Origin of the sequence: Serratia sp. FDAARGOS_506, from assembly GCF_003812745.1 — a bacterium.
Taxonomy (GTDB): Bacteria; Pseudomonadota; Gammaproteobacteria; order Enterobacterales; family Enterobacteriaceae; genus Serratia.
The window spans coordinates 340,516-360,781 of the sequence record NZ_CP033831.1 but is presented as its reverse complement, the minus strand read 5'-3'; the positions used below and the strand labels follow the sequence as shown (position 1 = coordinate 360,781).

The window sequence follows — 20,266 nt, the reverse complement described above, 5'->3', positions numbered from 1 at the left end:
GGTGCAAGACGGCCTAACCCATTCACTGTCGCTGTAGGTCCATGCGGGTTTCTATAGGCGAGTAATTCAGAAATACCAAGGCAGAAAAACTTTTATAATGAAGCATATACGAAATTTCTCCATTATTGCCCATATTGACCACGGTAAGTCGACGCTGTCTGACCGCATTATCCAAATCTGCGGTGGCTTGACCGACCGTGAAATGGCCGCGCAGGTGCTCGATTCCATGGATCTGGAGCGCGAACGCGGCATCACCATCAAAGCGCAGAGCGTGACGCTGGATTATAAAGCGCTGGATGGGCAGACCTATCAGCTCAACTTTATCGACACCCCAGGCCACGTTGACTTCTCCTATGAAGTTTCCCGCTCGCTGGCGGCCTGCGAAGGCGCGCTGCTGGTGGTGGACGCCGGTCAGGGCGTAGAAGCCCAGACGCTGGCCAACTGCTACACCGCGATCGAAATGGATCTGGAAGTGGTGCCGGTGTTGAACAAAATTGACCTGCCGGCTGCCGATCCGGATCGCGCCGCACAGGAAATTGAAGACATCGTCGGCATCGACGCTACCGATGCGGTGCGCTGCTCGGCTAAAACCGGCGTCGGCGTGCCTGACGTGCTGGAACGCCTGGTGCGCGACATCCCACCGCCGCAGGGCGATCCGGATGCGCCGCTGCAGGCGCTGATCATCGACTCCTGGTTCGATAACTACCTGGGCGTCGTATCTCTGGTGCGCGTCAAGAACGGCACGCTGCGCAAGGGCGACAAGATCAAGGTCATGAGCACCGGCCAGGTGTACAACGCCGATCGCCTGGGCATCTTCACGCCGAAGCAGGTCGATCGCGACGTGCTGAACTGCGGCGAAGTAGGCTGGCTGGTCTGTGCGATTAAAGACATCCTCGGCGCGCCGGTGGGCGATACCCTGACGCAGGCGCGTCAGCCGGCGGATAAAGCGCTGCCGGGCTTCAAGAAAGTGAAGCCGCAGGTGTACGCCGGTCTGTTCCCTATCAGCTCCGACGACTATGAATCCTTCCGCGATGCGTTGGGCAAACTGAGCCTCAACGACGCTTCACTGTTCTACGAGCCGGAAAGCTCCACCGCGTTGGGCTTCGGCTTCCGCTGCGGCTTCCTCGGCCTGCTGCACATGGAGATCATTCAGGAGCGTCTGGAGCGTGAATACGATCTGGATCTGATCACTACCGCGCCGACGGTAGTCTACGAAGTGGAAACCACCGGCAAGGAAGTGATCTACGTCGACAGCCCGTCCAAGCTGCCGCCGCTGAACAACATCCAGGAACTGCGCGAGCCGATCGCCGAATGCCACATGCTGATGCCGCAGGAATACCTGGGCAACGTCATCACCCTGTGCGTTGAGAAACGCGGCGTGCAGACCAACATGGTCTATCACGGCAACCAGGTGGCGTTGACCTATGAAATCCCGATGGCGGAAGTGGTACTCGACTTCTTCGACCGCCTGAAGTCCACGTCGCGCGGCTATGCGTCGCTGGATTACAACTTCAAGCGCTTCCAGGCTTCCGACATGGTGCGCGTGGACGTGCTGATCAACAACGAACGCGTGGATGCGCTGGCGCTGATCACCCACCGCGACAACTCGCAGTATCGCGGCCGTGAATTGGTGGAGAAGATGAAAGATCTGATCCCGCGTCAGCAGTTCGACATCGCGATTCAGGCGGCGATCGGCACGCATATCATCGCGCGTTCCACCGTGAAGCAGTTGCGTAAAAACGTGCTGGCGAAATGCTACGGCGGTGACGTCAGCCGTAAGAAAAAGCTGCTGCAGAAACAGAAAGACGGTAAGAAACGCATGAAGCAGGTCGGCAACGTCGAGCTGCCGCAGGAAGCGTTCCTGGCCATTCTGCACGTTGGTAAAGACGGCAAGTAACCGCGACGAGTTCGCGAAACGAGGGAGTTTGCATGGCGAATATGTTTGCCCTGATCCTGGCGTTGGCCACCCTGGTCACCGGGATCATCTGGTGCTTCGAGCGCTTTAAATGGGCGCCGGCCCGCCGCGCGAAGATCGCGGCGGTCAACGAGCAGACCGCGGGCGCCGTAGACGATAAAACGCTGGCGAAAGTGGCGAAGCAGCCCGGTTGGATAGAGACTGGCGCATCGGTGTTCCCGGTGTTGCTGCTGGTCTTTGTGGTGCGTTCGTTTATTTACGAACCGTTCCAGATCCCGTCCGGCTCAATGATGCCGACGCTGTTGATTGGCGATTTCATTCTGGTGGAGAAATATGCCTACGGCATTAAAGATCCGATTACCCAGACCACGCTCATTGAAACCGGCCATCCGAAGCGCGGCGATATTGCAGTATTTAAATATCCGCTGGATCCGAAGCTGGATTATATCAAGCGCGTAATTGGCCTGCCGGGCGACCGTATTACTTACGATCCGGTGAATAAGCGCGTCACGGTGCAGCCGTCCTGCAACAGCGGGCAGTCCTGCGATACCGCGCTGGCGGTGACCTACGCCGACGCGCAGCCGAGCGACTTCGTGCAGTTGTTCAGCCGCAGCGGCATGGGCGAGGCCAGCAACGGTTTCTACCAGATCCCGCTGAACGACAACGTGCCGCAGGGCGGCATTCGTCTGCGCGAGCGTCAGGAAAGTCTGGGCAACGTGACCCACCGCATCCTGACCGTGCCGGGCACGCAGGATCAGGTGGGCGCTTACTACCAACAGCCGGGCAAACCGCTGGCGGAGTGGGTGGTGCCGGCCGGGCATTACTTCATGATGGGCGACAACCGCGACAACAGCGCGGACAGCCGCTACTGGGGCTTTGTGCCGGAGAAGAATCTGGTGGGCAAAGCCACGGCCATCTGGATGAGCTTTGAAAAGCAGGAAGGTGAGTGGCCTACCGGCGTCCGTTTCAGCCGGATCGGCGGCATTCATTAATCGCTGACTTATTCTCCGTCTATTTCACGCCGCAGCCTACTGCGGCGTGAAAGATTAAGGGGATATAAAACACAGCATTATGTTTCCACTCGTTGTAGAATACCTTCTCGAGCGATAAAAAGTTGGCTCCTGCTGGGAGCCACTGCAAACGAAACAGCTTTGGATCGGCTTTCGGCGAAGCAGGCCTGTTCCGTATGCTGCAAGTTTTTGACGCATTCTTGATCTATTGGTAACTCATGAACCCCATCGTAATAAACAGGCTGCAGCGGAAGCTGGGCTACACTTTTCAACAGCAGGAGCTTTTACTGCAGGCTTTGACTCACCGCAGCGCCAGCAGTAAACACAATGAACGTCTTGAGTTTCTGGGTGACTCGATTCTGAGCTTTGTCATCGCCAATGCGCTCTATCACCGCTTTCCTCGCGTAGACGAGGGCGATATGAGCCGCATGCGCGCCACGCTGGTGCGCGGCAACACGCTGGCGGAGATGGCGCGCGAGTTTGACCTGGGCGAATGTCTGCGGCTTGGGCCGGGCGAATTGAAAAGTGGTGGGTTCCGCCGCGAGTCAATCCTGGCGGATACGGTGGAGGCATTGATCGGCGGCGTGTTCCTGGACAGCGACATCCAGACCGTCGAGCGTCTGATTTTGGACTGGTATCGCAGCCGGTTGGACGAAATCAGCCCCGGTGATAAGCAGAAAGACCCGAAAACCCGTTTGCAGGAGTTTTTGCAGGGGCGTCATCTGCCGTTGCCTTCTTATTTGGTGGTGCAGGTTCGCGGTGAAGCGCACGACCAAGAGTTTACCATCCACTGCCAGGTGAGTGGTTTGAGCGAGCCCGTGGTGGGCACCGGCTCGAGCCGCCGTAAAGCCGAGCAGGCGGCAGCGGAACAAGCGCTGAAAAAGCTGGAGCTTGAATGAGCGAAGTAAAACAACACTGCGGGTTTATCGCCATCGTCGGCCGCCCGAACGTGGGCAAATCGACGTTGCTGAACCAACTGCTGGGGCAGAAGGTTTCCATTACGTCGCGTAAGCCGCAGACGACCCGTCACCGCATCATGGGCATCGACACCGATGGCACCTATCAGGCGATCTACGTCGACACCCCAGGGCTGCACATCGAAGAAAAACGCGCCATCAACCGCTTGATGAACCGCGCGGCCAGCAGCTCGATCGGCGACGTCGAACTGGTGATCTTCGTGGTTGAAGGCACCAACTGGACCGCCGACGACGAAATGGTGGTCAACAAGCTGCGCAGCCTGCGCTGCCCGGTATTGCTGGCGATCAACAAGGTCGATAACGTCACCGACAAATCCAAGCTGTTGCCGCACATCGCGTTCCTCAGCCAGCAGATGAACTTCCTCGACGTGGTGCCTATCTCCGCCGAGAAAGGGATGAACGTCGACACCATCGCCGGCATCGTGCGCAAGCTGCTGCCGGAAGCGGAACACCACTTCCCGGAAGACTACATCACCGATCGCTCCCAGCGCTTTATGGCGTCCGAGATCATCCGCGAGAAGCTGATGCGTTTCCTGGGCGAAGAGCTGCCGTATTCGGTGACGGTTGAAATCGAACAGTTCGTGGCTAACGATCGCGGCGGCTACGATGTGCACGGCCTGATCCTGGTCGAGCGCGAAGGCCAGAAGAAAATGGTCATCGGCAACAAAGGCGCCAAGATCAAAACCATCGGCATCGAAGCGCGTCAGGACATGGAACAGATGTTCGACGCCAAAGTGCATCTCGAGCTGTGGGTGAAAGTGAAATCCGGTTGGGCGGACGACGAACGTGCGCTGCGCAGCCTGGGCTATGTTGACGATCTGAAGTAACATCCGTGGACGGCTGGGAGCGCGCTTTCGTCCTGCATGGGCGGCCGTACAGTGAAACCAGTCTGATGCTGGATCTGTTTACCGAAGGTCATGGGCGGGTGCGCTTGCTGGCGAAAGGCGCGCGCAGCCGCCGCTCCAATCTGAAGGGGTGCCTGCAGCCCTTTACCCCCCTGTTAGTGCGCTGGGGCGGCCGCGGCGAAGTGAAAACGCTGCGTAACGCCGAAGCGGTCTCCCTCGGTTTACCTCTCAGTGGCATGATGCTGTACAGCGGCCTGTACGTGAACGAACTGCTGGCGCGCGTGCTGGAGCAGGAAACCAACTACTCGGTATTGTTCTTCGACTATCTGCAATGCCTGCAGGCGCTGGCGGCGGAAGACAGCTCGCCGGAGCAAGCGCTGCGTCAGTTCGAACTGGCCTTGCTGCACCACCTGGGCTACGGCCTCGATTTCCTGCACTGCGCCGGCAGCGGCCTGCCGGTAGATGACGCCATGACCTACCGCTACCGCGAAGAGAAAGGCTTTATCGCCAGCCTGGTGGTGGATCACTACAGCTTCACCGGGCGCGAACTGCGCGCGCTGGCGGAGCGGCAGTTTCCCGATGCCGAAACGCTGCGCGCCGCCAAGCGTTTCACTCGTATGGCGCTGAAACCCTACCTCGGCGGCAAGCCGTTAAAGAGCCGCGAACTGTTCCGCCAGTTCGTGCGCAAACAGCCGAATACGCCGGTCGACGACGCCTGACCTTTTCCCCTTTTGCCGCCCTGCGCCCGCGTGTAAACTGCTGGCACTGAAAATCGTATTTAGAGGTTGTCATGGCTGATTTGCTGCTGGGCGTCAATATCGATCACATCGCCACGTTACGTAACGCGCGCGGAACCCAATACCCGGATCCGGTTCAGGCGGCATTCATTGCCGAACAGGCGGGGGCCGACGGCATTACCGTGCATCTGCGCGAGGACCGCCGCCACATCACCGACCGCGACGTGCGCTTGCTGCGCCAGACCATCCAGACGCGCATGAATCTGGAGATGGCGGTGACCGATGAGATGCTGGACATCGCCGTTGAGTTGAAGCCGCATTTCTGCTGCCTGGTGCCGGAAAAACGCGAAGAAGTGACTACCGAAGGTGGCCTGGACGTCGCCGGCCAGCTGGACAAAATGAGCGTGGCGGTTGAGCGCCTGGCACAGGCAGGCATTCTGGTCTCGCTGTTCATCGATCCCGATTATCGCCAGATTGACGCGGCGGTGGCGGTGGGCGCTCCTTATATCGAGATCCACACCGGCGCCTATGCCGAAGCGCAGGGCGAGCTGGCGGTACAGGCCGAGCTGCGCCGCATCGCGGTAGCCGCCGCCTACGCGGCGGAGAAGGGGCTGAAGGTCAACGCCGGCCACGGCCTGACCTATCACAACGTGCAGCCAATCGCCGCGTTGCCGGAAATGCACGAGCTGAACATCGGCCATGCGATTATCGGTCAGGCGGTGATGTGCGGGCTGCCGGCCGCGGTTGCCGACATGAAAGTGCTGATGCGGGAAGCGCGCCGGTAATGGCGGTGCTCGGGCTGGGTACCGACATCGTCGAGATGGCGCGTATCGAAGCGGTGGTGGAGCGCAGCGGCGATCGTCTGGCGCGCCGCGTGCTGAGCGACGCCGAGTGGGCGCTGTATCAACAGCACCAGCAGCCGATTCGCTTTCTGGCCAAACGTTTCGCCGTGAAAGAGGCCGCTGCCAAGGCGTTCGGCACCGGTATTCGCAACGGCCTGGCGTTCAATCAGTTCGAAGTGTTTAACGATGCGTTGGGCAAGCCGAATATTCGTTTGCACGGCCGCGCCGCCGAGCTGGCCGGGGAGATGGGGGTCACCGCGATTCATGTTTCGCTGGCCGACGAACGGCGCTATGCCTGCGCGACGGTGATCGTCGAAAGCTGAAAATAGAAAGGGCGCCTGTGGCGCCCTTGTCAGCCCAGCGGCGCATTAGATGCGATCGGCGTGGTGCAATACCACGAACTTGTCCCACAGCTGTTCGTTGGTCTCACGATGCTGCGGATCGGTGATGATGGTGTTGTCGATCGGGCAGACCTGCTGGCAGGTCGGCGTATCGTAATGGCCAACGCACTCGGTGCAGCGATCGGTATCGATCTGATAAATCTCATCGCCCATCGAAATCGCCTGGTTCGGGCATTCCGGCTCGCACATGTCGCAGTTGATGCATTTCTTGGTAATCAGCAGTGCCATTGTCAGTTATCTTTCCATCGGTGTGCTCGGGCTGGCGCGCAATCTATCACAGAATCGCCGCGCGGCGGGCGTTTTTTCGTCATCCTACCGCTTAGGGTAACTCAGGTGGGTCATCAGCCAACTGATCGAAATCAACCATTCTCTGCCCGTCAAACACCCAGCGCTTATCGGTATCCGCCATACGCATCGTGGGCATCACCTCCGGATGGGCAATCCGTATTCCCGCCTCTTGAGCAAACAGCCCGATAAAATCGAACGCGCTCAAGGGATCATCAATGATCTGGTGCTGTTGGTCACGATCGCTCAGCACCAGCAACGGCACCTGATAATTCTGTTGGGTATCGCCGCTGTGGCGCAGAGAGCGTACGCCGCCGATATCCTTATGGGAAAGACCGTGATCGGAGAAATAGAACAGCTTAAACGGTGCGCCATTTTTAGTGAGCATCTGATACGCCTGCTCGATAAAACGGTCGGTCTTAAGGTAGGTGGAGAGATAACAGGCTAACTCATGATCCTGTGACTCGATGCTGGGTGGCTCACCGTTAAGCCTTTCACAGAAGTCGGCGTGTGAGCCCATCAGATGCAACACATACAGGTTGCCTTGCCCCTGGCGACTCAATAATTGGTCAAATATCGGCAGCAGCGCGTCATCATCGGTACTGCGCGATTGGAAGTCACCTTTCTTCAGGAAGTAATGGTTATCGCTGAACATGGCGATTTTTGACACTGGCGTATCGAATTGCCCGAGCATCCCTTGATTGGACAGCCAGTGGGTATTGAGGCCGGCGGCTTTTGCCAGGGTGATGATATTATCCCCGATGGCAATGTTGTGGCCGTTGCTTAAAGCCAGCGTACGGGGGAGCGATTCGAACGTATTCGGCGCGGTGGAAATATAATTGCTGTAAAACCGCCCTTTGGCGTTATCCAAAAAAGGCGTCGTGGAGACCGGATAACCAAATAAAGACATATGGTCCCTGCGCATACTTTCGCCGACGATAATGACATAGTTTTCATTCTTCGGCGCGCCAGCGGTGATTGACCAAGAGTCCGGCTCTGAAACGCCGGTGTTTAATTCATCAATCTGCTGTTGATATTTATCGTAAGCGGAGTAAGTGGATAAAAAGAAGTCAGGCAATTTTAGCTTAACCAAGCCGCCGCTGAATATTTTGGCGATGACGATAACCGCAAATAACGCCAGAAAAGGTAATATGACTTTTCTGGGTAGCGCTTGTCGCCAAATAAACCTTTTTAAAATAATAAGCATGGTAAATATTACGACAGGCAGCAGATAACAGCTGGCCGGGAGGGTATGCAGAAACTCACCCGCTTCTGTACGGTTGGTTTGCAGCAGGGCGGACACCACGGCCGCTGACGGGGAACCGTAAATGGCCCCGACCGGCGCATACAAGGCGCACAGTAGAATAAACGGAATAATCAGACCGTAACGGGTAAGCGAGTGGGCAGATAATAATAGTAGGATAAGTGCAATAAAAAGAATATCAATGCCTTTGCTACCGCCGTATCCCATCGCCTTGATGAGTATCAATGCAGTAATGGCATAAAACAAAAAGGCGCGCAGGATCGGATGAGTAACGGAATGCCGTAATCTATCTAAAATGACTGTGTGTGTATTCATAATGGTATCGTTAAATAATGCTGTCCATGCATGCTTAATTATTGATTGATAATTAAGCAGGTCACCGCCCGCACATTATTTTTCGAATGCATAGAATGGAAATAATTGAGCTGGCGGCGTTTTATCGGCCGCCATTATACGCCTCAAACCAACTTTTTCATCAATTGTTCGCTGTGCTTGATGCGGTCGCGCGCATGATCCAGATCGTGTTGGATCAGCGCCATAAACAGCAGATCGGTGAGGGCGTACTGGGCCGTGCTGGAGGAGATGGCCGCGCTGCGGGTATGAGGTTCTTCGGCGATGGTATAGAGGCAGTGATCCGCGCGCTGCTGCAGGCCGTTGGGAGAGAAGCTGGTCAGCGCCAATACCCTGGCGCCGGCCTGGCGCGCCTCTTCCGCTGCCAGATTGATTTCACGCCGTTCGCCGCTGAATGAGATAGCCAGCAGCAGATCGCGTTTGTCCAGCGCCTGCACCGCCGCCAGCTGGACGTGCATGTCCGCTTCGGCCACCGCCATCACGCCGATTTTCAGCAGCTTGAAGGAAAAATCCTTGGCCACCAGCCCGGAGGCGCCGATGCCGATTAGCATTACCCGGCGCGCCTGGCGCAGCATGTCCAGCGCCTGATGCAGCCGCTCTTCGCTGTTGATGTCCAGCGTCGCGCGCAGCGCCGCCTGCTTTTCCGCCAGCAGTTTTTCACCGACGATTTTCAGCGTATCGCTGCTGAGGATGTGGTTGTGAACGGTCACGACCGGTTCGGCCTGCGGCTGGGCCAGCGTCTCGCTTAATGCCAGCTTCAGCGCCGGAAAGCCTTTATAACCCAGCTTTTGGGCGAACTTGACCACGCTCGACTGGCTGACGCCGGCCAGCTGGGCCAGCTTTTGCGAGCTGAGATGGCGCGCCTGCTCGGCGTTGTTCAGCAAAAAATCCGCCAGCTTGCGGTCGTTTTGCGCCAGTGTCGGATACATCTGGCGAATGCGCAGAAGGGTACTCATTGATCTTTCCCTGGAAACCAGCGGTCATTTTGCCATGCAGGCGGCGAAAACGCGCGGTGAAAATTTTTGTGAGCTCGCCGTTAAAATAGCAAATAGCGCTCGCTTTGTTGAATAATATATTCAAATATTGATTTAATTTTGTGAATTAAAAATTCAAAGGTGAACAGATGAACTTAGGCGCATTGGTATCGGAAACCCGCAACCCGGCCACCATGGGGCTGGATGAGATGTCGACGCTGGAGATGGTCCGCTGCTTTAACCAGGAAGATCGCAAGGTGCCGGAGGCGATCGAAAAGGTGCTGCCGGCGATCGCGCAGGCGGTCGATTTGGCGGCGGCGGCGTTGAAGGCCGGTGGGCGGCTGATTTATTTGGGCGCCGGCACCAGCGGCCGCCTGGGGGTGCTGGATGCCTCCGAGTGCCCGCCGACTTTCGGCGTGCCGCACGGTGTGGTGGTGGGGCTGATCGCCGGCGGGCCGGGCGCGCTGCTTAAAGCGGTGGAAGGAGCGGAAGACGATGAAGCCCTGGGCGAAGCCGATCTCCGGGCGCTTAACCTCACCGCCGTCGATATGGTGGTGGGGCTGGCGGCCTCCGGGCGCACGCCTTATGTGATCGGTGCGCTGCGCTATGCGCGTGCGCTGGGCTGCCCGACGGCGGCCATCTCCTGCAACCCGGACTCGCCGATCGCGCACGAAGCGCAGGTGGCAATTTCGCCGGTGGTGGGGCCGGAGGCCCTGACTGGTTCGACGCGCCTGAAATCCGGCACCGCACAGAAGCTGGTGCTCAACATGCTGTCGACCGGCGCGATGGTCAAGCTGGGCAAGGTCTACCAGAACCTGATGGTGGACGTGAAGGCCACCAACGTCAAACTGGTGGATCGCGCCTGCCGCATCGTGGTGGAGGCGACCGGCGCCGAACGCGCTCAGGCGGAGGCGGCGCTGGCGCAGACCGGCTTCGAGGTCAAACCGGCAATCCTGATGATTTTAGCCGGCGTCAGCGCCGAAGAGGCGCAGCAGCGGCTGCAGCGGCACGATGGCTACCTGCGCGCTGCATTGGCGCGTTAATCCACACTGGGGGCGGCGATGGACAAGACAACGACATTGGCGACACAGATCCTGGCGGGCGTAGGGGGCGAGGGCAATATCCTCAAGCTGGAGAACTGCATGACGCGGGTACGCGTCGAGGTCAGCGACGAGCAGCGCCTGGATCTGGCCGCTCTCAAGCTGTTGCCCGGTGTGAAGGGCTATATCAAACAGGGTGAGCAGCATCAGTTTATCGTCGGTCCGGGCGCCGCCGCCAAGGTGGTGGACGCCATGCGCGGGCTGTTGAGCGGTGATGTGCAATCGGTCGCCGCCGTCGGTGACGCCGCCCGCACCAAAGCGCAGGCCAAACAGAAATACGCTGCGCCGATGAGCGGCGCGCTGAAAAAGCTGGCCGATGTCTTTATTCCTCTGATCCCGGCGTTTATTGCCTCGGGCCTGATCACCGGCATCATCAACCTGCTGAAACGGCCCGACATCGCCGGCCAGCTGGCGGTAGACTACCCGAACGTGCTGGGGCTGTTGGCGATCTTCGGCAGCGCGGTGTTCGCTATCATGAACATTTTGGTCGGGGTCAACGCCGCGCGGGTATTCGGCGGCTCTCAGGCGATGGGCGGCGTAATGGCCGGCATTCTCTCCAGTCCGGCGCTGGCGCAGATCACCTTGTTCGGCGAGGCGTTGCAGCCGGGGCGCGGCGGGGTGATCGCCGTGCTGCTGGTGGTGGCGTTGATGTGCTGGGTGGAGAAACGCCTGCGCACGCTGCTGCCGGAATCGGTCGAACTGATCCTTAACCCACTGCTGACCACGCTGGTCACTGCCTCGCTGGCGATCCTGATTCTGCAGCCGATCGGGGGTTATATTTCCGATGCCATCGCCCACGGCGCCAATCTGGCGATCGACAAGGGCGGGCTGCTGGTGGGGGCATTGCTCTCGGGGCTGTTCCTGCCGCTGGTGCTCTCCGGCTTGCATCAGGGGCTGGTACCGATCCACGTCGAGCTGGTGCAGGCGCACGGCTCCAACCCGTTGTTGCCGATCCTGGCGATGGCCGGCGTCGGTCAGGTGGGGGCAGCGCTGGCGGTGCTGTTGAAAACCCGTAACGCGCGGCTGAAGAAGGTGATCAAAGGGGCGTTGCCGGTCGGCATTCTCGGTATCGGCGAGCCGCTGATCTTCGGGGTGACGCTGCCGCTGGGCCGGCCGTTTATCGGCGCCTGCCTCGGCGGTGCCGTTGGCGGCGCGCTGATCAGCTACTGGAAGGTGGCGACGGTAATCACCTTCGGCATTTCGGGGCTGCCTTTGGCGTTGACCATCGTCTCAGGTAAGGTGATGTTGTATCTGGCGGGGATGCTGATTACGATTATCGCCGGTTTCCTCTTCACCTGGATGATGGGGTTCAACGATCCCGAGGAGTAGCGTTTGAGCGACAAGCAGCAACAACCGGCCGCAGAGGGGCGCCGCGTGGTCTTTTTCGATCTGGACGGCACCCTGCATCAGGAGGATATGTTCGGCAGTTTCTTGCGTTTTCTGCTGCGCCGCTTACCGCTGAACCTGTTGCTGGTGATACCGCTGCTGCTGCCGATCGGCCTGGCGCTACTGCTGCTGGGCCGCGCCGCGCGTTGGCCGATGAGCCTGCTGCTGTGGGCGATCACCTTCGGGCGTTCCGAAGCGAAGCTGCAGGCGCTGGAGCGGCAGTTTATCGAGGCCTTTCGCCAGAAAGTGACCGCATTTCCGGTGGTGCAAATGCGGCTGCGGCAGTACCTGGACGAGCACGATGCCGAAGTATGGCTGATTACCGGCTCGCCGGAACGCCTGGTGGAACAGGTGTATCGCGATTCGGCGTTTCTGCCGCAGGTGCGGTTGATCGGCAGCCGCATCACGCGCCGCTGCGGCGGTTGGGTCGTGACCCTGCGCTGTTTGGGGACGCAAAAAGTGGTGCAACTGGAGCAGCGGCTCGGTGCGCCGCTGAAGTTGTACAGCGGTTACAGCGACAGCAAGCAGGATAATCCGCTGCTGTTCTTTTGCGAGCATCGCTGGCGGGTAAGCAAGCAGGGCGAGCTGCAGCAGCTGGAATAAAGAAAGGGCGGAGGATTCCGCCCTTGTTGCTTTTATCGAGACCGCGATCAGTCGTCGTTCACGTCGTGCGGCTTGCGCCCCAGCTGCCAAATCTTCTCCGCATAATGTCCCAGCGCCCACAGGCTCAGGCCGAGCAGCACGAAGAAAATCGCCTTCGGCATGCTGTCCCAGAAAAACTCGAACAGACGGGTATACAGGTTAATGCCAAGAAAGGTCAGCCCGAAACCGCGCAGCATGGCGTCGTCATGCTTCAACCCCAGCCAGATGGCGGCGAGGGCGGCTAGCCCGAACAGCAGGCTCCAGTGGAACAGCTCAATCTGGCGCGCGCTGTACCAGCTGTCGAGATCGCCGTAGTTGCCGAAGATAGACAGCAGCCACAGGGCGATAAACAGGTACAGCAGCCCCATCGCCAGCGATACGCGCTGCAGGCCGCGCTGCGCCAACAGCGGCCGCAACAGCAGCGCGGCGGCGATCAGCACCGCACCAAAGGCGATAAAGCGAATCGGGTAGCTCATGCCGAGCCAGTAGGCGCCCCAGCCGGACAGGTAGCCGGTCTCGGCGCCGAAGGCGTTGCCCAGCGACAGCAGGGCGAACCACCACACCAGCCCGGATCGGCTGAACCAGCCGATCGCGCCGTACAGCAGCGCGGCGAACAGCAGCAGCACGGAAACCCGGCCGCTGCCGTTATCCAGCCAGACCCCCAACTGCCATAAGGCGCAGGCGGTAAGCAACACGGCGACAAACAGCGCCGCCTCATTGCTGTAGCGTTTTTCCGGGTGGCGCCGGCGGCGACGCAGCGCCCAGGCGTAGGCCAGCGCCGCCAGTACCCCGGCGATCGCCATACGTACCGGCGCGTCGAAGCGGAACAGGCCGCTGAGCCATGCAAGCAGTTTACTGTCGGCGAACAGGCTGGTGACGGCGATCAGCAGCGAGGCCAGCGCGGCGAGAAACGCATAGCGCGCCAGCCGCCGCCAGTCGAAAGGCTGCACGGCCACATGCTGCAGCAATTGCTGCCGTTGTTCGGGCGTCAAGGCGCCTTCTCCCACCCAGCCGTCCAGCGCCTTGTGCACCACGACGGCGTTCTTTTTACTGAGTTTCATGCTTCTTGTCCCTGAATCACACGCTGATTCGGCCAGTATAGCCATTGGCGGGCGGCTACGACAAAGGGAGGGTAGTGTGTATAATGCCCGCCGCAAAAGCGCACGAGGAATTATGCGATGACTGAATATAACGATGAGTACTGGATGCGTCAGGCATTGCAGCTGGCCCTGCGCGCGCAGGAAGAGGGCGAGGTGCCGGTGGGTGCGCTGCTGGTGCTGGACAATCAGGTAATCGGCGAGGGCTGGAACCGCCCGATCGGCCGACACGATCCTACCGCACACGCCGAGATCATGGCGCTGCGCCAGGGCGGCGCGGTGCTGCAAAACTACCGTTTGCTGAACGCCACGCTGTACGTCACGCTGGAGCCCTGCGTGATGTGCGCCGGCGCAATGGTGCACAGCCGCATCCGTCGGTTGGTGTATGGCGCCGCCGACGAGAAAACCGGCGCGGCTGGTTCGTTGGTGGACATTCTGCGCCATCCGGGCATGAACCATCAGGTGGAGATCGTCTCGGGCGTGCTGGCGGATGAATGCGCCGCCACCCTGAGTAATTTCTTCCGCCTGCGCCGCGAACAGAAAAAAGCGCTCAGGCTGGCGCAGCGGGCGGCGGATAAGCCGGAATAATCAGTAGTTGAGCGCCAGTTCCGGCATCACCGTCGGATAGCCTTTCCCCAACGCCTCCTGCTCGGCGGCCGCCTGCGCCGCCTTTCTCTCTTTTTCCTGCAGATAGCCCACCAGGCTGACCTGGTAGCGGCGGATGTTTTCTACATAGTTGTAGGCTTCACGCCCGCGCGCATAGCCGTAGGTCAGCTGCGGATAGTAGCGCTTCTGGCTGAGCATCGGCAGGCGCTGTTTGACGTCGACCCAGCTGTCCGGGTTGCCTTTTTGCGTCTTGGTCAGCTTGCGCGCGTCCAGCATGTGGCCCCAGCCCATGTTGTAGGCCGCCAGCGAGAACCAGATGCGCTCGTCTTCCGGCACGCTGTCCGGCACCTTGGCCATCAGCCGTTGCAGGTAAAGGGCGCCGCCCTGAATGCTCTCTTCCGGATCGAGGCGGTCGTTGACCCCCAGGCCGTCGGCGGTGGCGCGGGTCAGCATCATCAGGCCGCGCACGCCGGTGGGCGAAGTAGCCTGCGGATTCCAGTGCGATTCCTGATAGGCGATGGCCGCCAGCAGCTTCCAGTCGATCTCGTTGGCGTGCTTCTCAAACAGCGGGCGGAAGTTGGGCAGCACCGAGTCGATGGCTGACAGGAAGGTTTTTGTGTCCACATAGTCGAAGCTGCCGACGTGGCCGAGGTACTTCTCTTCCAGCCGCGCCAGGGTGCCGTCATCCACCATCTGGCTGTAGAAATCCAGCATCGCCGCGTACAGGCTGTCGTCGCCGTCGCGTTTGAGGTACCAGGTGACCGGCTCTTCGTCGGTGACGTCGAACGCCACCGCCAGCTGCGGATGGATGCGCTGCAGCAGCGCGATGGTTACCGAATCGCCGAGGGTGTAGTCCAGTTTGCCGTCGGCCACCCGCTCCAGCAGCTCTTTGGAGGTGAGATCGCTGGAGGACTCCCAGGCGAGATCCGGGTATTTATCCTGCTTGAGCTGCTTTAGCGTGCTGACGTGCGCAGAACCGGAGGCGACCGCCAGTTTGCCTTTAATGTCGGCGAAGTTTTTCGGCCGCGGGGTGCCCAGCCGGTACACCAGCTGTTGCGAAACGGAGTAGTAGGCGGGGCCGGTGCGTGCGCGGCTGAGGCGCTCCTGGTTGTAGATCAGGCCCGCCGCCAGCAGGTCGGCATCGTCGTCATCAAGGTCGTCGAACAGGTCATTGATATTCTGATGGGGGATCACCACCAGCTTCACCCCGAGGTAGTTGGCGAAGCGTTTCGCCAGTTCGTAGTCGAGCCCACCTGGCCCTTGCTTGGTGTTGAAATAGGTCAGCGGTGAATTCAGCGTGCTGATACGCAACTCGCCGCGGGAAATGATCTCCTGGAGTTGCCCGCCCTGGCCGCTGCGCCAGGTGATATTGGGCCACAGCGCGAGAGCCAGAAGCAGGGTGACAACGCCGATGAGGATGTAGTTTATTTTAAGACGTTTCAAATAGTTATCCAGTGGTGGCACAGGTACACCGGCGACGACAACCGCGACTTTTCTCATGGTTAAATCACCAGTGCGGGGGGCATTTTGCGCAACAAAACGCCAGTGTGCAACTTTATTGACACGTTATGACAATTCGACGGTGCGGCACGCTTTTATCAATAATCCCTACGCAAACGGTTTCGTCGGCGCCGAGGATTCTCTATAATGACGCGCGTTTTCCCCTGTTGCGCCCAATGAAGCGTCTTATCCGCCGCTTCGAAGACGAGAGAACTTTGATTATGGAAATTCTGCGTGGTTCGCCCGCTTTATCGGCTTTTCGCATTACCAAACTGCTGTCCCGCTGCCAGGATGCCCACCTGCCTGTCAGTGATATCTACGCCGAGTATGTCCACTTTGCCGATGTTAGCGCACCGCTAAGTGCCGAAGAACACGCCAAACTTCAGCGGCTGCTCAAGTACGGTCCTTCTCTCGCCGAACATGCCCCTGAAGGCCGGTTGCTGCTGGTCACGCCGCGTCCGGGCACCATTTCTCCCTGGTCTTCCAAAGCGACAGACATCGCCCATAACTGCGGTCTGCAACAGGTGGTGCGCCTGGAGCGCGGCCTGGCGTTCTACGTCAAGGCACCTGAGCTGACGGAAACCCAGTGGCGCCAGCTCGCCGCGCTGCTGCACGATCGCATGATGGAAACCGTCTTCAGCGAGTTGCAACAGGCCGAACAGCTGTTCGCGCATCATCAGCCGGCGCCGTATCAGTCGGTCGACGTGCTGGGCGCAGGGCGCACCGCGCTGGAGCAGGCCAACGTCCGGCTCGGCCTGGCGCTGGCGCAGGATGAGATCGACTACCTGCTGAATGCCTTTACCGGTTTGGGGCGCAACCCGACGGATATCGAACTTTATATGTTCGCGCAGGCCAACTCCGAGCACTGCCGCCATAAGATTTTCAACGCCGATTGGATCATCGACGGCGAACAGCAGCCTAAATCGCTGTTCAAGATGATCAAGAACACCTATGAGCAGACGCCGGACTACGTGCTCTCGGCGTATAAAGACAACGCCGCCGTGATGGAAGGCTCGCAGGTCGGCCGCTTCTTCGCCGCGCCGGAGAACGGCAAGTACGATTACCATCAGGAAGAAGCGCACATCCTGATGAAGGTGGAAACCCACAACCACCCGACGGCGATCTCGCCGTGGCCGGGCGCCGCGACCGGCTCCGGCGGCGAGATCCGCGATGAGGGGGCAACCGGCCGCGGCGCCAAGCCGAAAGCCGGCCTGGTGGGCTTCTCGGTATCCAACCTGCGTATTCCCGGCTTTGAACAGCCGTGGGAGCAGGATTTTGGCAAGCCGGAACGCATCGTCACCGCGCTGGATATCATGACCGAAGGCCCGCTGGGCGGCGCGGCGTTCAACAACGAATTCGGTCGTCCGGCGCTGCTGGGCTACTTCCGTACCTATGAAGAGCGCGTCAACAGCCACAACGGCGTCGAGCTGCGCGGCTACCACAAACCGATCATGCTGGCGGGCGGCATTGGCAACATCCGCGCCGATCACGTGCAGAAAGGGGAAATCACCGTCGGCGCCAAGCTGGTGGTACTGGGCGGCCCGGCGATGAATATCGGCCTGGGCGGCGGCGCTGCCTCGTCGATGGCGTCCGGCCAGTCCGATGCCGATCTGGACTTCGCCTCGGTGCAGCGCGACAACCCGGAAATGGAGCGCCGCTGTCAGGAAGTGATCGACCGCTGCTGGCAGCTGGGTGATGAGAACCCGATTCTGTTTATTCATGACGTCGGCGCCGGCGGCCTGTCCAACGCCATGCCGGAACTGGTGAGCGACGGCGGCCGCGGCGGCCGTTTCGAGCTGCGCGATATCCTCAACGACGAGCCGGGCATGAGCCCGCTGGAAGTGTGGTGCAACGAATCGCAGGAACGTTACGTGATGGCGATTGCCCCGGCGCAGATGGCGCAGTTCGATGAGATCTGCCGCCGCGAGCGCGCGCCTTACGCGGTGATCGGCGAAGCGACCGAAGAGCAGCACCTGACGCTGAACGATCGCCACTTCGACAACCAGCCGATTGACATGCCGCTGGACGTGCTGCTCGGCAAGACGCCGAAAATGACCCGCGACGTTACCCGCCTGCAGGCGCATGGCGAGGCGGTGCAGCGTGAGAACATCACGCTGGCCGACGCGGTGAAACGCGTGCTGCACCTGCCGGCCGTTGCGGAGAAAACCTTCCTGATCACCATCGGCGATCGCACCGTTACCGGCATGGTGGCGCGCGACCAAATGGTCGGCCCGTGGCAGATCCCGGTGGCCGACTGCGCGGTGACCACCGCCAGCCTGGACAGCTACTACGGCGAAGCGATGTCGCTCGGCGAACGTGCGCCGGTAGCGCTGCTGGACTTCGCCGCCTCCGGCCGCCTGGCGGTCGGGGAAGCGCTGACCAACCTGGCTGCCACGGAAATCGGCAGCCTGAAACGCGTGAAGCTATCCGCCAACTGGATGGCCGCCGCCGGCCACCCGGGCGAAGATGCCGGCCTGTACGAAGCGGTGAAAGCGGTGGGCGAAGAGCTGTGTCCGGCGCTGGGCATCACCATTCCGGTGGGCAAGGACTCTATGTCGATGAAAACCCGCTGGCAGGAAGGCAACGAACAGCGCGAGATGACGTCGCCGCTGTCGCTGGTTATCACCGCCTTCGCCCGCGTGGAAGACGTGCGCCACACCGTGACGCCGCAATTGCGCACCGATAAGGGCGACAGCGCGCTGCTGTTGATCGACCTGGGCAACGGCCATAACGCACTGGGCGCTACCGCGCTGGCGCAGGTTTATCGCCAACTGGGCGACAAACCGGCCGATGTGCGAGATGTCGCGCAACTGGCGGGCTTCTTCAACGCCATGCAGCAGCTGGTGGCCGATCGCGCGCTGCTGGCTTATCACGACCGCGCCGACGGCGGCCTGCTGGTGACGCTGGCGGAGATGGCCTTCGCCGGTCACTGTGGTGTAGACGTCAATCTCGACGGCCTCGGCGACGACGCGCTGGCGGTGCTGTTCAACGAAGAGCTGGGCGCGGTGATCCAGGTGAGCGCCGAACGTCTCGACGGCGTGAAGCAGGCGTTCGCTCAGCACGGTTTGACCGACAACGTGCATCACATCGGCAGCGTGCAGGCCGGCGATCGTTTCGTCATCACCCAACACGGCAAAGCGCTGTACAGCGAAAGCCGCAATACGCTGCGCACCTGGTGGGCGGAAACTACCTGGCAGATGCAGCGTCTGCGCGACAACCCGGCGTGCGCCGATCAGGAACATCAGGCCAAGCAGGATGAACAAGATCCTGGTCTGAACGTGAAGCTGACCTTCGCACCGGAGGAAGACATCGCCGCGCCGTACATCGCCAAAGGGGCTCGCCCGAAAGTGGCGGTGCTGCGTGAGCAGGGGGTGAACTCCCACGTTGAAATGGCGGCAGCGTTCCACCGCGCCGGCTTTGACGCGGTGGACGTGCATATGAGCGATCTGCTGGCAGGGCGCCGCGATCTGCAGGACTTCCACACGCTGGTGGCCTGCGGCGGCTTCTCTTACGGCGACGTCCTGGGCGCCGGTGAAGGCTGGGCGAAGTCCATCCTGTTCAACGAGCGGGTGCGTGACGAGTTCGAAGCGTTCTTCCACCGTCCGCAGACGCTGGCGCTGGGCGTGTGCAACGGCTGCCAGATGATGTCCAACCTGCGTGAGTTGATCCCGGGCGCAGAACACTGGCCGCGCTTCGTGCGCAACCTGTCGGATCGCTTCGAGGCGCGCTTCAGCCTGGTGGAAGTGGCGGCCAGCCCGTCGCTGTTCCTGCAGGGCATGACCGGTTCGCGTATGCCGATCGCCGTTTCCCACGGTGAAGGGCATGTCGAAGTGCGTGATGCGGCGCATCTGGCGGCGCTGGAAAGCCACGGTTTGGTAGCGCTGCGTTTCGTCAACAACGCCGGCCAGGTAACGGAAGCTTACCCGGCTAACCCGAACGGTTCGCCGAACGGTATTACCGCCGTGACCAGCGCCAGCGGGCGCGCTACGGTAATGATGCCGCACCCGGAACGCGTGTTCCGCACCGTCAGCAACTCCTGGCACCCGGAAGAGTGGGGCGAGGACAGCCCGTGGATGCGCATGTTCCGCAACGCCCGTAAGCAACTGGGCTAAAAACGGCTACTGCCGTATAGAGGGCGCAAGCAATTGCGCCCTTTTTTATGGCCGGCGTTCGCCGTTTGGCGGCAGTGTCTGCATTTTGCGACAAGCGCCATTTTCCCTGTCGCTAAATAGAGACATTTAACTGATTGATTTTATTGATGGTAAACGGGTTTGGCTTTAGTTGTCTGCATTTGGCGACAGCACGGCGTTTTTTTCATCGCTCATCGGGGCGTG

General features: G+C 60.3%; 17 protein-coding genes. 12 read left to right on the top strand and 5 right to left on the bottom strand.

Going from position 1 to position 20,266, the window contains the following annotated elements; genetic code table 11:
- Nucleotides 1-97 precede the first annotated feature (97 nt).
- The 7 genes from lepA (at nt 98) to acpS (ending at nt 6,649) form a co-directional block, all read left to right on the top strand.
- Nucleotides 98-1,897: a translation elongation factor 4 gene (gene lepA / locus EGY12_RS02005; protein ID WP_049200764.1), complete on the top strand. Its 1,800-nt coding sequence runs from the start codon at nt 98-100 to the stop codon at nt 1,895-1,897.
- Between the two features lie 32 nt (nt 1,898-1,929).
- Complete coding sequence (lepB, locus tag EGY12_RS02000) at nt 1,930-2,907, top strand: signal peptidase I (protein ID WP_123892408.1); 978 nt, start codon at nt 1,930-1,932, stop codon at nt 2,905-2,907.
- A 236-nt stretch (nt 2,908-3,143) separates the two neighbouring features.
- Nucleotides 3,144-3,824, top strand: coding sequence for a ribonuclease III (gene rnc, locus EGY12_RS01995; RefSeq protein WP_004929158.1), 681 nt, complete (start codon nt 3,144-3,146; stop codon nt 3,822-3,824).
- Entirely contained in the window at nt 3,821-4,729 is a 909-nt protein-coding gene (era, locus tag EGY12_RS01990) for a GTPase Era (protein WP_123892407.1), read from the top strand. The genes rnc and era overlap by 4 nt, the downstream gene beginning before the upstream one ends.
- Nucleotides 4,730-4,734: 5 nt before the next feature.
- Nucleotides 4,735-5,466 (top strand): DNA repair protein RecO, encoded by a 732-nt coding sequence (gene recO, locus EGY12_RS01985; protein ID WP_004929165.1) that lies wholly within the window; start codon nt 4,735-4,737, stop codon nt 5,464-5,466.
- A 71-nt stretch (nt 5,467-5,537) separates the two neighbouring features.
- Complete coding sequence (gene pdxJ / locus EGY12_RS01980; RefSeq protein ID WP_123892406.1) at nt 5,538-6,269, top strand: pyridoxine 5'-phosphate synthase; 732 nt, start codon at nt 5,538-5,540, stop codon at nt 6,267-6,269.
- Nucleotides 6,269-6,649: a holo-ACP synthase gene (gene acpS, locus EGY12_RS01975; RefSeq protein WP_004929169.1), complete on the top strand. Its 381-nt coding sequence runs from the start codon at nt 6,269-6,271 to the stop codon at nt 6,647-6,649. Before pdxJ ends, acpS begins: the two co-directional genes overlap by 1 nt.
- 45 nt (nt 6,650-6,694) lie before the next feature.
- Here acpS and EGY12_RS01970 read toward each other — a convergent pair whose 3' ends face one another.
- The 3 genes from EGY12_RS01970 to EGY12_RS01960 form a co-directional block, all read right to left on the bottom strand.
- Nucleotides 6,695-6,955 carry a YfhL family 4Fe-4S dicluster ferredoxin gene (locus EGY12_RS01970; protein WP_033635622.1) on the bottom strand — a complete coding sequence of 87 codons (261 nt, stop codon included), beginning with the start codon at nt 6,953-6,955 and terminating at the stop codon, nt 6,695-6,697.
- A 91-nt stretch (nt 6,956-7,046) separates the two neighbouring features.
- Nucleotides 7,047-8,591, bottom strand: coding sequence for a phosphoethanolamine transferase (locus EGY12_RS01965; protein WP_216641507.1), 1,545 nt, complete (start codon nt 8,589-8,591; stop codon nt 7,047-7,049).
- Nucleotides 8,592-8,734: 143 nt separating this feature from the next.
- The gene (locus EGY12_RS01960; protein WP_123892405.1) at nt 8,735-9,583 is read right to left on the bottom strand and encodes a MurR/RpiR family transcriptional regulator; all 849 of its coding nucleotides are present in this window, start codon (nt 9,581-9,583) and stop codon (nt 8,735-8,737) included.
- Between the two features lie 167 nt (nt 9,584-9,750).
- Here EGY12_RS01960 and murQ point away from each other — a divergent pair, with 167 nt between their 5' ends.
- The 3 genes from murQ to yfhb are packed head-to-tail and all read left to right on the top strand — an operon-like array spanning nt 9,751 to nt 12,690.
- Nucleotides 9,751-10,644 (top strand): N-acetylmuramic acid 6-phosphate etherase, encoded by an 894-nt coding sequence (murQ, locus tag EGY12_RS01955; protein WP_123892404.1) that lies wholly within the window; start codon nt 9,751-9,753, stop codon nt 10,642-10,644.
- An 18-nt stretch (nt 10,645-10,662) separates the two neighbouring features.
- Nucleotides 10,663-12,030, top strand: a complete 1,368-nt coding sequence (locus EGY12_RS01950) for a PTS transporter subunit EIIC (RefSeq protein ID WP_123892403.1) — start codon at nt 10,663-10,665, stop codon at nt 12,028-12,030.
- 3 nt (nt 12,031-12,033) lie between these two features.
- Complete coding sequence (gene yfhb / locus EGY12_RS01945) at nt 12,034-12,690, top strand: phosphatidylglycerophosphatase C (RefSeq protein WP_123892402.1); 657 nt, start codon at nt 12,034-12,036, stop codon at nt 12,688-12,690.
- 47 nt (nt 12,691-12,737) lie between these two features.
- Here yfhb and EGY12_RS01940 read toward each other — a convergent pair whose 3' ends face one another.
- The gene (locus tag EGY12_RS01940; protein ID WP_123892401.1) at nt 12,738-13,790 is read right to left on the bottom strand and encodes a DUF2157 domain-containing protein; all 1,053 of its coding nucleotides are present in this window, start codon (nt 13,788-13,790) and stop codon (nt 12,738-12,740) included.
- Between the two features lie 117 nt (nt 13,791-13,907).
- Between EGY12_RS01940 and tadA the strand changes: the two genes are divergently transcribed.
- Complete coding sequence (gene tadA / locus EGY12_RS01935) at nt 13,908-14,414, top strand: tRNA adenosine(34) deaminase TadA (protein WP_015378796.1); 507 nt, start codon at nt 13,908-13,910, stop codon at nt 14,412-14,414.
- On the opposite strand, the gene mltF is transcribed toward tadA, so the two are convergent.
- Complete coding sequence (gene mltF / locus EGY12_RS01930; protein ID WP_084827256.1) at nt 14,415-15,875, bottom strand: membrane-bound lytic murein transglycosylase MltF; 1,461 nt, start codon at nt 15,873-15,875, stop codon at nt 14,415-14,417.
- A 275-nt stretch (nt 15,876-16,150) separates the two neighbouring features.
- Between mltF and purL the strand changes: the two genes are divergently transcribed.
- Nucleotides 16,151-20,044, top strand: a complete 3,894-nt coding sequence (gene purL, locus EGY12_RS01925; protein WP_172962952.1) for a phosphoribosylformylglycinamidine synthase — start codon at nt 16,151-16,153, stop codon at nt 20,042-20,044.
- Nucleotides 20,045-20,266: the final 222 nt, after the last annotated feature.